Annotated in this window: 11 protein-coding genes and 1 pseudogene; 8 read left to right on the plus strand and 4 right to left on the minus strand. The window is 40.3% G+C overall.

The window, feature by feature from the left end; all coding sequences use genetic code 11:
• Nucleotides 1–38: 38 nt before the first annotated feature.
• Nucleotides 39–881, minus strand: coding sequence for an alpha/beta fold hydrolase (locus KZ793_RS10860; RefSeq protein WP_225815346.1), 843 nt, complete (start codon nucleotides 879–881; stop codon nucleotides 39–41).
• Between the two features lie 718 nt (nucleotides 882–1,599).
• On the opposite strand from KZ793_RS10860, the gene KZ793_RS10865 reads away from it, so the two are divergent.
• The 4 genes from KZ793_RS10865 (at nucleotide 1,600) to KZ793_RS10880 (ending at nucleotide 6,643) form a co-directional block, all read left to right on the plus strand.
• On the plus strand, nucleotides 1,600–2,130 hold the full coding sequence (locus KZ793_RS10865; protein ID WP_225815347.1) for a fimbrial protein: 531 nt from the start codon (nucleotides 1,600–1,602) through the stop codon (nucleotides 2,128–2,130).
• A 248-nt stretch (nucleotides 2,131–2,378) separates the two neighbouring features.
• A complete protein-coding gene (locus KZ793_RS10870) occupies nucleotides 2,379–3,053 on the plus strand; it encodes a fimbrial biogenesis chaperone (protein WP_225815348.1) in 675 nt (224 codons plus the stop codon).
• Entirely contained in the window at nucleotides 3,010–5,631 is a 2,622-nt protein-coding gene (locus tag KZ793_RS10875; protein ID WP_317987457.1) for a fimbria/pilus outer membrane usher protein, read from the plus strand. The genes KZ793_RS10870 and KZ793_RS10875 overlap by 44 nt, the downstream gene beginning before the upstream one ends.
• Nucleotides 5,632–5,650: 19 nt before the next feature.
• Entirely contained in the window at nucleotides 5,651–6,643 is a 993-nt protein-coding gene (locus tag KZ793_RS10880; protein WP_225815349.1) for a fimbrial protein, read from the plus strand.
• A 244-nt stretch (nucleotides 6,644–6,887) separates the two neighbouring features.
• Here KZ793_RS10880 and KZ793_RS10885 read toward each other — a convergent pair whose 3' ends face one another.
• Together KZ793_RS10885 and KZ793_RS10890 are read right to left on the minus strand one after the other, a co-directional pair.
• A complete protein-coding gene (locus KZ793_RS10885; protein ID WP_225815350.1) occupies nucleotides 6,888–7,154 on the minus strand; it encodes a CcdB family protein in 267 nt (88 codons plus the stop codon).
• A complete protein-coding gene (locus tag KZ793_RS10890) occupies nucleotides 7,129–7,377 on the minus strand; it encodes a type II toxin-antitoxin system CcdA family antitoxin (protein ID WP_225815351.1) in 249 nt (82 codons plus the stop codon). Before KZ793_RS10890 ends, KZ793_RS10885 begins: the two co-directional genes overlap by 26 nt.
• Nucleotides 7,378–7,675: 298 nt before the next feature.
• Here KZ793_RS10890 and KZ793_RS10895 point away from each other — a divergent pair, with 298 nt between their 5' ends.
• The 4 genes from KZ793_RS10895 (at nucleotide 7,676) to KZ793_RS10910 (ending at nucleotide 9,379) form a co-directional block, all read left to right on the plus strand.
• Nucleotides 7,676–8,038, plus strand: coding sequence for a tlde1 domain-containing protein (locus KZ793_RS10895; protein WP_112876018.1), 363 nt, complete (start codon nucleotides 7,676–7,678; stop codon nucleotides 8,036–8,038).
• A complete protein-coding gene (locus tag KZ793_RS10900) occupies nucleotides 8,035–8,562 on the plus strand; it encodes a hypothetical protein (RefSeq protein ID WP_074524809.1) in 528 nt (175 codons plus the stop codon). Before KZ793_RS10895 ends, KZ793_RS10900 begins: the two co-directional genes overlap by 4 nt.
• Nucleotides 8,563–8,564: 2 nt before the next feature.
• Nucleotides 8,565–9,050, plus strand: a complete 486-nt coding sequence (locus KZ793_RS10905) for an Hcp family type VI secretion system effector (RefSeq protein WP_225815352.1) — start codon at nucleotides 8,565–8,567, stop codon at nucleotides 9,048–9,050.
• 191 nt (nucleotides 9,051–9,241) lie between these two features.
• Entirely contained in the window at nucleotides 9,242–9,379 is a 138-nt protein-coding gene (locus KZ793_RS10910) for a hypothetical protein (RefSeq protein WP_225815353.1), read from the plus strand.
• A 127-nt stretch (nucleotides 9,380–9,506) separates the two neighbouring features.
• Here the strand turns inward: KZ793_RS10910 and hrpA are convergent.
• Nucleotides 9,507–13,253 (minus strand): annotated as a pseudogene (hrpA, locus tag KZ793_RS10915) (ATP-dependent RNA helicase HrpA); the annotation flags it as partial.
• Nucleotides 13,254–13,357 lie beyond the last annotated feature (104 nt).

Below are 13,357 nucleotides of genomic sequence, written 5' to 3' on the forward strand. Positions count from 1 at the left end.
GTACGAATGCCCTGATAGAGACCGGGTATTGTTTTTAATTATTTCAGTTTGTCAGCCCAATCCGCAATGGCATCCGCTGTCTCGATCGGTTTTTCGGCGGGTAGCGCATGGCTGGCCCCTTCAATCATTGCGACAGTAACGCGGTTACCAAACTCGTCCTTCGCCTCCATCCGAGACGCTTCTGGTCGAAACGGGTCGGAACCAGCCTGTAGATCGAGGATTGACGCCGTCCCGCCAGCCCACCAATCTTTACGATTAGTCAGCTTGCGCGCCGCAGACTGGCTTTTTATAACATCGGAATGCCAACCCTCAAGCCAAGGTGTCGGATCATTGCCTGCCGCGAAGAAGGCAAGTCTAAGTTTCGCCAGCCGCTCCTCTCGGGTGGATTTCGGATCACTAATCACCATGATCGCATCCGAAAGCTCCGAGGGCCAAGATTTCGCAGCCCCTGCCAGAAGTACTATGCCACGCGTCATTTCGGGATAATCCGAGGCAATCGTCTTGGCGATCCAATGGCCATAAGCGTGCCCCACCACGATTGCCTTACCTCCCTCCGCCGCAATCACCGCCGCAAAATCGTCGGCAAAGTCGTGGAAGGTCACATTTTCCATCGGACCGGTCGATCCCGAGATTCCGCGTGGCTCAGGCAGAGCAACGCGATAGCCGCGCATCGCCAGTCGATCGGCGAGCGGCGCGAATTCCGCCGTTCCCCGCCCGGTTGAAGCAATCACCATGAGCAGTGGCCCTTCCCCACGCACCGAATATTCGATCGATGCCACGCCATTGTTGGCGGTTTTTTGCTCTACTTGCATGGCCGAAACAGGATACACGGCTGCGAGCACAATGGACAAAAAGCCCAATATAAAGACGAACTGTTTCATTTTCCTCCCTTACAGGGTTAATTGCGTTGAAGATTCATAACACCAACTGAGATAGGCATTGCTATATACCCTTCATCTTTCAAGCTGCTGCTTTGTTGGCTGCTTTCACTCACCCCAGTCACATCGTTATCTATGCTCCTGGGGATTCATTCACTTGCTGCCGCGCTGCGGCTCCAAATCTATTAGGTATAAACAATAAAATAGAAAGATCACACGAGAAAATTATAGAGTAATTTAATCCAGATAACTTACCCCTATCATAATAAACACTCTCAAAAAGAAAATAACAGCAAGAGGTAATAACATAAAAATAATAGAACAAAAAAATAAATTCTTAAGAGTGATAAATGAATTGTGATTTATATCACAATTCATTTTATAACTAATTATTAATCAAAAGATATTCTCATTAATTAGCATAATGATTTATTACATACAATAAATCACGTTAATATTAAAAAATAATCCTGTTTAAGATACAAATACAGATAAAAGTCTTAAATACAATACATTATCGAGTCATTCTTTGGATTTTTCCTAATTAATCGCTATGATCACCCAGCTTTATCCCGAAAAAGACACAGTTTAAGTTATCGTTGTTGTTATCGGGTAAAAGCTATAAATATTTACACGCTGTATTGATGTTTATACAGTTCCCATTAAATCAGTATTTCTATTGCCCTGACACCATGCTCGGCAGGGTTAGGATCTATTTTAAATGAAAGCTAAACTGATTATTTTATCCTTACTTGCATCTTCTGTATTTATTTCTGTAGCAAATGCCGCAGACGGAAAAATCAACTTTACAGGTAATATCATCGCGAATGCCTGTAAAATCGATACTGATTCTGCAAACCAAAACGTAAACATGGGAACAATTAGCTCCAATGCATTTAGTGGTGTAGATAGTACCGCAGCTGCAACACCCTTTAGCATTAAGATGAGTGATTGCCCACCAGAATATACTCATGCGCAAGTTAAATTTGACGGGCAGATAGATAATAGAAATAACAATCTTCTGGCCTTATCCAATGATAAAGACCAAGCAGTCGCCGATGGTGTTGCTATTGGTATCTATGAAGAAGATAATTCAACGTTGATTCCTTTGGCAAAAGCCTCCAAATCCCAAGCTTTTACTGATCAAAAAACAGCAGAATTGAAGTTCATGGCAAAATATGTTGCTACAGCCCAAGTAATTAGTCCAGGCTCGGGTGATGCAGTCGCCAATTTTACGATTGTTTATAACTAAGACAAGCTAAATTTAGAACATAACTTCATTCACGTTTTGTTTCTAATATACCCTATAGATTTCAAGATGGATCGCGACGGCAAGGGAGTGAATCCCCGGGAGCATAGATAACTATGTGACTGGGGTGAGCGAGTGCAGCCAACAAAGAGGCAACTTGAAAGATAACGGGTATAGAGAAGTACAGGGCATGGATGCCCATAAATCCCACAAAATAACGCATAAAAACACGATAAACCGGAGATGTTACCGTGCAGTATCAACGCCTATTCACAATAATTTTTCTATATATTATCAGTGTAAATTTCGCTATCGCAGGGGTCGTCATTGGTGGAACCCGTGTTATTTACATGAGTGACAAAAAAGAAGCGTCTATTTCTATAAATAACCCGGAAAAAAATGCCCCTTACCTGATTCAATCTTGGATCCAAGATGAAAATGACAATACGAAGACCCCTTTTATCGTTACTCCTCCCATCTTTAAACTCGCAGCAGGCCATGAAAATATCCTGCGTATTGTAAAAACAGAAAGTAACCTGCCTCAAGATCGGGAATCACTTTTTTGGTTAAATGTAAAGTCTATTCCTACCTCTACAAAATCAGATCAGAATCAATTACAAATAACAGTTAAGTCAAAGTTTAAATTATTTTACCGTCCTGTAAATTTAGCAGAAAAGTCAAGTACTGCATACAAAGAGCTCAAATTCCGTACGGAAAATAATTCACTGATCGCAGAGAACCCCACCCCTTATTTCATTTCATTCTCTTACCTGAAAGTCGATCAACATGAAATAAAACCTGCGGGCATGATTAAACCCTTTAGCCAACTAAGCTGGCCTCTGCCAACAAAGAACATAAAACAGGTAAATTGGAAAGCAATTAATGATTTTGGTGGTGCTACCGCCGAGGAAAAAACAACCATTTAATAAAACCATTACATTACTCTACGCCAGAAAATTAATTATGGGAAAGTGCTCACAGCATAAGACTAATAAGCAACCATACAATATTGAACATTCATGGCTCTTATTATTGCCATTTATAGCTGTTGGCGTACTTTTTTACCCGGCTAAAACTTATTCTAAAGATTATTTCAACATTCATGCACTGGAAATAGGTACTGATTTTGGTTCACCTGAAAATATTGATCTCTCTATTTTCACGCAAGATGACCATCCGCCCGGTATTTACTGGGTAGATATTTACCTTAATAGAGATAAAATAGATACCAGGAACGTAACTTTTGTCACGATAAATAATAAATTGCTGCCCAAGCTGACAATTCAGCAATTACAGAATATGGGAGTAAAAATTGATAGCTTTCCAGAGCTGGTCAGTTTACCACCAGAAACAGAGTTGTCTGATTTAAGCCAATATATTCCATCAGCAAGCACCGTCTTCAATTTTAGTCAGCAAAGACTGGATATCAGTATTCCACAAGCAATATTAAACAATCAGGCAAGAGGTTATGTTTCGCCTGAATTATGGCAGCAAGGATTAACTTCATTACTGATTAACTATAATTATAGTGGTTCAAATACCTGGCAAGATAATCCATCTGGCTCTACGCAGACCCATTATCTGAATCTTCGAACGGGTGCTAATTGGCAAGCATGGCGCCTACGCAATTATTCTACCTATACCAGTCGTGATAAGAGTTGGAAAAGTATTAACACCTATTTACAACGGGATATTCACGCACTAAAAGGACAATTAACGCTAGGTGACAGCTTTACCCCCTCCTATATTTTTGAGGGTGTTCAATTCCGCGGCTTACAGTTAGCTTCTGATGACAATATGTTACCAGACAGCTTACAAGGTTTCGCCCCTAGTATCCGAGGAATTGCTCAAAGTAATGCTCAAGTTACAATCAAGCAAAACGGCTATATCATTTATCAAACTTATGTTTCACCGGGTCCATTTGTCATTAATGACCTTTTCCCAACCACAACAAGTGGAGATTTGGACGTTATTATCAAGGAAGCAGATGGTCAGGAATATCGATCTACTCAGTCCTTTTCGACTATACCGATTATGTTACGGGAAGGAGGCTTGCAATATTCGATAACACTGGGCCAATATCAATCATCAAATAATCATGAGCGAGAACCTAATTTTACCCAAAGCGCATTAGTCTATGGTTTTTCTAATAATATCACTACCTATGGTGGTACAATTTTTTCAAAAGATTATCAATCCGTTGCTTTAGGATCAGGTTATAACTTTGGTATATTAGGTTCTCTCTCTTTCGACATCACTCACGCTAACACCGATTTACCATCTAATATAAGTACCAAAGGGCAATCCTACCGTTTTCAATATGCAAAAGACCTTTCATTAACCGGAACTAATTTTACTCTGGCAGGTTATCGTTATTCGACACGTGGTTTTTATGATTTTAAAGAAGCCAATGACATAGGTGATTCTAATAAAAGTGACTGGCGTTACCGCACCAATAAAAGAAGTAAATTGCAACTGCATATTAATCAATCTCTGGGGAATTTTGGCAGTTTATATCTGTCCGCCTTTCAACAAAATTATTGGCAGCAACGTGGCTATGAACGTAATATCAATGCAGGTTATAGCACCAATTATAATAATATTAATTACAGCCTGAATTATACCTATAGCCAACTTCCAGATACAGATAAAAATGAACAGCTTTTTTCATTCAGCATACAGATTCCATTAGATCGCTGGCTAAAGAATAGCTGGACCAGTTATAATTTTAATACCAATAAAAACAAAGATATTTCCCATCAAGTGGGTTTAAGTGGCACAGTGCTGGAAGACAATAATTTAATCTATAGTTTACAGCAGAATTACACGAATCACGGTACTGGCGCTGGCGGTCATATTCATGCGGAATATAAAGGCGCTTATGGTCAATTTAGTACTGGTTATAGCTATGATCGTCATTCTCACCAACTGAATTATGGTCTTCAAGGAGGCATTGTTGCTCACCCATACGGCATTACACTTTCACAACATTTGGGAGATACATTGGCATTAGTTCGGGCTGATGGCGCTCAAGGAATAAAGATCCAAAATAATGTTGGTATTGCCACCGATTGGAATGGCTATGCAGTTATTCCCTATGTCAGCAGTTATCGGAAAAATCGGATCGCACTGGATACTCATTCATTAGCAGATAATGTCGATATTGACATTAATGCCCAAACCGTTATTCCTACTCGTGGGGCATTAGTCCTGGCCGATTTTAAAACCCGGATAGGTCACAGAGTTCTAATCAATCTCTATTATCAAGAAAATCCTCTTCCTTTTGGTGCAGTTGTCACGTTAGAAAAACACCATGACCTTGATGAAACAAACAATGCAATTGTTAGTCACGAAGGGCAAGTTTACCTCACTGGTTTACCCGATAATGGACGATTATTCGTTAAATGGGGATATAAAGATATTCAGGAATGTGTCGTTAATTACAAACTACCAGAAAAAATTCCTTTATCCGGTATTTATATAATAGAAGCACACTGTAAATAACAAGCTACAGGAAAACGCCATGTTTAATATTTACAATAAATTTAAATATTTTATCATTATTACCAACTTATTAATTGGTTTGATAGTCAGTCCTTATAGTTTTGCCGCTAACTGCCAGTTTGAGAAAGGATTTAAACCAGAAATCACTCATCTCTCTTTTGGAACCTTATATGTCCCAAGGGATCACCCTATTGGCACAACCATTTATGAATATCGCGCAGATGAATTAGACAATAAAAGCAATATCTTTTATTGCGATACAAACGTTAATACGTCATGGGGATATACATCCTATAAAAGTGCAGATTATAACAAGGATGCTATTTATGAATCCGGTGTTCCCGGTGTTGGTATCAGAATAAATACGTGGGGCCCCGACTATGGTATCGACTGGTTACCCCGTATCGCTAATAACCCTGTAAGCTGCGATAATTCTGGTCGTTGGTATTGTGGTAAAACATGGGGTTATCTGACAATTCAGCTAATAAAAATAGCGCCAACAACAGGTTCTGGTTTTGTCAAAAATGAGCAGTTAATTCAGGCACGGGTAAATAACCATATCGTGCATACTTACCGCTTAGGAAATACCCGGATTATTACCAAAAGCTGCTCACTGAGAAATAATAATATTACTGTCCCTATGGGCGATATTAAAAAAAGTGATTTTTCTGGTATTAACAGTACCGCAGGAGGAAAAGATTTTGAGGTTATTTTAGATTGTGATGATGATGTCCAGATTCAATTAATGCTTGATGGAAAGAAAGCAAAAAATAACTTATATCATGTATGGGCGCTTGATCAAAATGATAATCATACAACCGCTTCCGGTGTGGGTATGCAAATTCTTTACAACAACCAACCTGTCATTATCCATTCACAAATAAATATTGGTAATAGCCATTCAGGTGGGAAGTTATCTATCCCTTTACACGCCCGCTATTTTCAAACTGATCGCAATATTACTCCCGGCCAAGCAAATGTGACCGCAACAATGACATTAACTTATCAGTAATACGTTTATCTGCATCAGTTATATACCCGTTATCTTTCAAGCTGCCTCTTTGTTGGCTGCACTCACTCACCCCGGTCACATAGTTCTCTATGCTCCCGGGGATTCGCTCCCTTGCCGTCGCGATGCAACTCGAAATCTATTAGGTATAGAAATTTTATTTCTTGGCTAATGCGCTGTTAGTTGATTATTTTTATCTGAAAAATTTTTTAGAAAGTTCAGTAGATTACGCCCACTAATTAACATGTTATGTGTTAGTAATAATAGCATCAATTGCTGAGAGAATTTCTCCTCGTGAAATTACAACATTACATATAAAATCTTTTTTCTTTATTTTATTGGAGTCAAGGAATGTAATAGCCGGAGTAAATACGTAATATTTATCACCATTAATATCGACTACCGGCGTAATACGTTTACGAGTTAGCTCCATTTCTCCTGTTGAAGTCAGTGGAACAATTAATTTTGTTGAAAAGTTACAATAAACATCAAAAGCTCCCAAAAAACTCATCATCCGTAATTATCCCTGCACGCTCCAAAAATGCGTTGATTGCCTGCATATCTTGTTTATCTTCTTTCTGACCGTACTTTTTAGCTTCTACAGCCTGTGCCAAAAGCCCATCCAACATAGACGATAAGTTCATATTTAAGCTACGAGCCGCATCCACCAGATCATCAGTGAGGTATACATTAGTATTTTTCTTGGTTCCAGCCCGTGTAGCAATTGTAGATCTCATAGTATTACACCCTATACACAAAATTATGAGCGTAATTATAATCTAATGAACCTGCAAGAGATAAGAGATTCTCAATATAGAATTGAACTTCTTTCTCCAATAGAGCAAATTTATCTTATACAATTCGTTTATCGTTCATACCTACTTACTAAAATCAATAATCATTAAAATTACTCTTAACTTATCATCTTAAATACTTATGCTTACAAAAGTATTACTATTTTTACAAAATTATGCTTTTAAAAATGTTTATTAAGTTTAAAGTTAAATTTCTTAATATTTACTAATGGAAACAAGTATGACGTGGAAATATTCACAAAGCACTGGCGAGCTAACACATAACGGCTCTTTTATTGCAAAAGGTTATAGCGGTCACGGAACAGGGATAAATAACCCATCTATGGAACAGGTTGAAGGTGAAGGACCAATTCCCCGCGGTTATTACAGAATCAACGGTTACTCTAACTCAATAACCAGGGTCACCGTAATATTAGACCCTATTATGGGAACTAATACGTTTGGACGCTCTCTTTTCAGAATACATGGTGATAGACGGGATGGCACATACCGGCAAGCATCACATGGTTGCATCATTATAAATGGCTCTAATCTCAGAAAAGAGATAGCCAACTCTAGCGATACAATTCTGGTGGTCGAATGAAAAAACTGGTTTTGCTTTTAATACTGGTATCATTTAGCTCATTGGCCGTGGATCATCATGTTACGGCTAAAAATCCATATCCGAATTTAACACCAAAGCAATTGACCCTACAAATAAAGCAGCAAGGTGCAAGAGCAGTAATTGCAAATATGCCAGAGGGAGACAACGGAGAATGGGATTATATAACAGATCATATTGCAAGTGGAGATATAGCGTGGCTCAAAGTAGCTCCTTTACTTGCAAAGGGAAGTGATGCCCATTCATCAGAAACACTATCAACAGCGTTAGCTACTGCATTACCGAAAAACGTAAACGGAGTATTATCTATTCTTGATGATTCCAATGTTTCAATTAGCACTGACTCTGTCTGCTCACTGCCTTTTTATCGAGGAACAGAAGCAGAATTGAATCAGTATGTCGTTGATAGTATTCGTGTACTGTATAAAAGTAAAAGTGGTGAAAAATGCTTACAAAAGCTTATTTCTGCCACCGGTAATTCAAAATCGTTTTCTGAAGGAGATTAATAATGGCTATTCCTCTATATATGTATATAAAAGACGACGGTGGAGCAGATATTAAAGGTTCCGTTGATATCTATGGTAGAGAAGGCAGTATTGAGATTTTAGGTCTTCATCATAGCGTCAGTACCACCACTGATGATAATACAGGAAAATTAACTGGAACGAGGAAACACCTTCCATTTATGATTGAGAAAGAAATTGATTCGTCATCCCCATATCTTTATAAGGCATTGACTACGGGGAAAACACTAAAATCAGCAGAGCTTAAATGGTATAAAATAAACGATCATGGTCAAGAAAAGGAATATTTTAATACCTTAATGGAAAATGTGAAAATAGTGAATATTGTTCCCGTTATGCTGGATATCAAGGATACATCAAAAGAGAAATTCAATCATATGGAAATCATTGAACTTCGCTACGAAAAAATTACCTGGAAACACAATGATGGAAATATAGTCCATTCTGATAGTTGGAATGAAAGGATATAACTACTTATCCCTATAATCGATAATATTAACAGGCTTGTATAATACAGGAAATCAGGGTATTGGAATTCCCAAATATCATTCTTGAAATGATATTTTTCGAAGGGTATCTTTACAATGACCAGAATAAAGATGATTCCCTTCTGGATTATATTGAAGAATCCAGAGTATGAAGATTCAATGAGGAGGCAATTATGTTGTTAAAACGTGCTACAACAACCAAAAAGAAGGCAACTCAGGCTGACTATGATCGTAACCGCAAAAATAAAACCGCGATGGTTAATGCTTTCGTTGAGGCTAACAAAGCTAAACATACGGAAAGTACCTGCTAACCAGTTCATTCGTTTCAGTCTCAGTAGAAAGCCACCTTTAGAATAGGTGGCTTTACCAATCCATAAAAAAACGACACCACAAATGTAAAATTTGCGGCGCAGTTTAAAATATGAGCTTCCTCTTTAATCAAGAAGCAATTTGCTCCATCGTTTGCAAAATTCTCTTATCAGAAACTGGGTATGGCGTACCCAGTTGCTGGGCAAACAAGCTGATCCGCAGTTCTTCAATCATCCAACGAATCTCTTGCACCTCAGGTAACTGTTTCTGTTGCAGTGATAATTTTGTCAGCCATTGCTGCCACTGTTGCTGAACATTTTCGACACGTACCATTTGTGCTCTATCTCTGTGCGGATCAATCGCTAATTTTTCAAGGCGGCGCTCAATGCCTTGCAGATAACGCAGGACATCCGGCAAACGTTTCCAACCATTAACGGTGACAAATCCTTTGAAAACCAGACCAGAAAGCTGCACTTTGATATCCGATAATGGTAAGGCGAATGAAATATCCACTCTCCCCTTGAGACGTTTATTGATCGCAAAAATCGTGGTAAGTATCTGTTCCACCTGCTTAGCTATTTCCACAACAGTATCATTCAACTCAGCCCGAACCTTGTCCTGTAGCTGAATAAAATCCTGTTCATTCCAAGCCGGCCCACTATTCCCTGCCATCAATTTATCCACACCACAGGAGATACAATCGTCAATCAAATCCAATACCTTGCCATAAGGGTTAAAATAGAGCCCCAATTTGGATTTATTCGGCAATTTTTCATGTAAGTATTTAATTGGTGAAGGAATATTGAGTAACAACAGACGACGAGTACCTGCCCACATGGCAATTTGTTGCTCCAGTTCGGTTTCAAACAGTTTGATACCGATACTCTCTTTTTCATCCACCAGCGCAGGAAATGCTTTGACAGAGTAACCGCCACGTTTCTGCTCATACCGTTCCGGTAATTCACCAAAGCTCCAGATGTGCAACCCACTTTGTTCAATCCCATCATCGGCAACAGCGGAGAGGGTCTCCTGAACTTTCTCTTTCAAGCGTAATTTCAGCGCAGATAAATCTTTACCCTCAGCGATAGTCCGGTTCTTCTCACCTACCACTCGGAATGTCATTTTGAGATGCTCTGGTACTTGCTCTAACTGCCAATCATCACGTGACACCGTAACACCAGTCATCCGCCGTAACTCTTTCTCAAAGCTATCTAGCAAAGTCGATTGTGGTTGAGGTACCCGCTCCATAAATGCCTGAGCATAGTTTGGTGCAGGGACAAAATTACGACGAACCGGTTTTGGCAATGATTTAATCAGCGCAACAACCAGATCATAGCGAATACCGGGGATCTGCCAATCGAACCCTTCATCCTTAACCTGATTCAACACCGGCAGCGGAATATGCACTGTCACACCATCAGCTTGCGTGCCCGGCTCAAACTGGTAACTAAGCCGTAATTTCAATGCATCCTGATACCAGTAATTAGGGTAATCCAGCGCACTGATTTTATCGGCATCACCTTTGATCAACATATTTTTTTCAAAGTTAAGCAAGTCCGGTTGCTCTTTACCTGTCTTCATCCACCAACGATCAAAATGGCGAGCAGAAACCACATTCTGAGGTATCCATTGATCATAGAAACTAAACAGGGTTTCATCATCCACCAGAATGTCACGACGACGGGATTTATGTTCTAACTCTTCAATTTCCTCGCGTAATTTCAGATTAGCTCGGAAAAATGCATGCCGCGTCTGCCAATCACCTTCCACCAGCGCATGACGGATAAACAACTCACGACAGAGCATTGGATCAATTTTGCTGTAATTAACCAGACGACTAGCCACAATGGGCAAACCATATAAAGTGACTTTTTCCCTAGCCATTACCGCACCCTGAGATTTTTGCCAGTGCGGCTCGCTATAATGATACTTCACTAAATGTGTAGCTAACGGTTCAACCCATTCAGGTTCTATTCGCGCAGCAATACGCCCCCACAAGCGACTGGTTTCAACCAATTCCGCCGCCATTGACCATTTAGGTGGCTTTTTGAATAAACCAGAACCAGGAAAGATAGCAAAACGCGCATTACGCGCACCGGTATATTCCTGTCTATCTGTATCTTTTTGGCCGATATGGGATAACAGCCCAGAAAGCAATGAAGTATGAATACCGCGGTAATCTGCATCCTGACTATTTACCGATAGACCAATTTCTTTTACAACCTGTCTTAACTGGGTGTATATATCCTGCCATTCTCTGACTCTCAGGTAGTTAAGATAATCTTGACGGCAAAGCTTGCGAAATTGCGACGAAGAGAGTGCCTTTTGCTGCTCTTTCAAAAAATCCCATAATTTCAGAAATGCAATAAAATCGGAGTCTTTATCGGCAAATCGACGGTGTTTCTCATCAGAAGCCTGCTGTTTCTCCAGTGGCCTCTCTCTTGGGTCCTGAATAGACAGCGCAGAAGTGATAACCATCACTTCACGCACACAACCATGATGACGAGCTTCTAATACCATACGGGCCAACCGGGGATCAACCGGGAGCTGAGCAAGCTGTCGCCCTATTAATGTAAGACGGTAATTACCCTTAGCCGTTGTGCTCTGATCAATAGTGCTCTGGTCAATAGCCCCAAGCTCTTCCAGAAGCCGAACACCATCCTGAATATTACGTTTATCAGGCGGTTGCACAAATGGAAATGCGCTAACATCCCCAAGGCCAATTGCTGTCATTTGTAGAATGACCGATGCCAGGTTAGTACGTAGGATTTCTGGATCAGTAAACTCTGGCCTAGAAAGGAAATCGTCTTCTGAATACAGCCGGATACAGATCCCGTCAGACACACGTCCGCAACGCCCTTTCCGCTGATTAGCCGACGCCTGTGATATTGGCTCAATCGGCAACCTCTGTACTTTCGTCCGATAACTGTAACGGCTGATACGTGCATACCCAGTATCAATCACATACTTAATTCCCGGTACAGTCAACGAGGTTTCTGCCACGTTAGTTGCCAGCACAATTCTCCGCCCCGTATGTGACTGGAAAATCCGATTCTGGTCACTGTTAGAAAGACGCGCAAATAATGGCAATACTTCGGTATGACGCAGATTCAGTTTATTCAGCGCATCGGCTGTATCACGAATCTCCCGCTCTCCACTCATAAAGATCAGGATATCTCCAGGCCCTTCCCGGTTGAGTTCATCAACAGCATCAATAATTGCCTCAAGCTGATCCCGATCTCCGTCATTATCTTCCCCCATGACCGGACGATACCGCACTTCCACCGGATAGGTTCGGCCAGAAACTTCAATAATTGGCGCATGATTAAAATGGCGGGAAAAACGCTCAGGATCAATAGTCGCCGAGGTAATAATCACTTTCAAGTCAGGACGTTTTGGCAGCAACTGACGCAAATAACCCAGAATAAAATCAATATTCAGACTACGCTCATGCGCTTCATCGATAATGAGCGTGTCATACTGTTTAAGCAGCCTGTCATTTTGCAGTTCCGCCAGCAAAATACCATCGGTCATCAGCTTAACCAACGTATTATCGCCCACATGATCACTAAACCGGACTTTATAACCGACAGCAGAACCCACTGAAGTTTCCAATTCTTCCGCCAGACGATTAGCAACCGCGCGAGCGGCCAATCGACGGGGTTGAGTGTGACCGATAAGACCTTTTATTCCCCGGCCTAATTCAAGACAAATTTTCGGTATCTGTGTTGTTTTACCCGAACCGGTTTCACCAGCAATAATGACAACTTGATGGTCACGAATAGCTTTATAGATATCATCTTTCTTCTGGCTGACAGGCAAGTTTTCTGGATATTTGATCGTTGGACAAGCAGCCTGACGGTTAATGATTTTCTGAGACTCTTTCACCTTATATTGATCCTTGTAACTGCTTACTTTGCTAATTAGCCAGTTTTTATTGGCGATATAGTAACACATCCTATTTATTGGTAATAATTTCA

The sequence above is a fragment of the Photorhabdus antumapuensis genome (assembly GCF_020387775.1).
GTDB classification, from domain to species: Bacteria; Pseudomonadota; Gammaproteobacteria; order Enterobacterales; family Enterobacteriaceae; genus Photorhabdus; species Photorhabdus antumapuensis.

Coding starts and splice junctions, on each gene's coding strand:
- KZ793_RS10900 (WP_074524809.1), top strand. CDS start 8,035: ATGAAAAAACTGGTTTTGCTTTTAATACTGGTATCATTTAGCTCATTG.
- KZ793_RS10860 (WP_225815346.1), bottom strand. CDS start 881: ATGAAACAGTTCGTCTTTATATTGGGCTTTTTGTCCATTGTGCTCGCA.
- KZ793_RS10905 (WP_225815352.1), top strand. CDS start 8,565: ATGGCTATTCCTCTATATATGTATATAAAAGACGACGGTGGAGCAGAT.
- KZ793_RS10910 (WP_225815353.1), top strand. CDS start 9,242: ATGTTGTTAAAACGTGCTACAACAACCAAAAAGAAGGCAACTCAGGCT.
- KZ793_RS10865 (WP_225815347.1), top strand. CDS start 1,600: ATGAAAGCTAAACTGATTATTTTATCCTTACTTGCATCTTCTGTATTT.
- KZ793_RS10895 (WP_112876018.1), top strand. CDS start 7,676: ATGACGTGGAAATATTCACAAAGCACTGGCGAGCTAACACATAACGGC.
- KZ793_RS10880 (WP_225815349.1), top strand. CDS start 5,651: ATGTTTAATATTTACAATAAATTTAAATATTTTATCATTATTACCAAC.
- KZ793_RS10875 (WP_317987457.1), top strand. CDS start 3,010: ATGATTTTGGTGGTGCTACCGCCGAGGAAAAAACAACCATTTAATAAA.
- KZ793_RS10885 (WP_225815350.1), bottom strand. CDS start 7,154: ATGATGAGTTTTTTGGGAGCTTTTGATGTTTATTGTAACTTTTCAACA.
- KZ793_RS10890 (WP_225815351.1), bottom strand. CDS start 7,377: ATGAGATCTACAATTGCTACACGGGCTGGAACCAAGAAAAATACTAAT.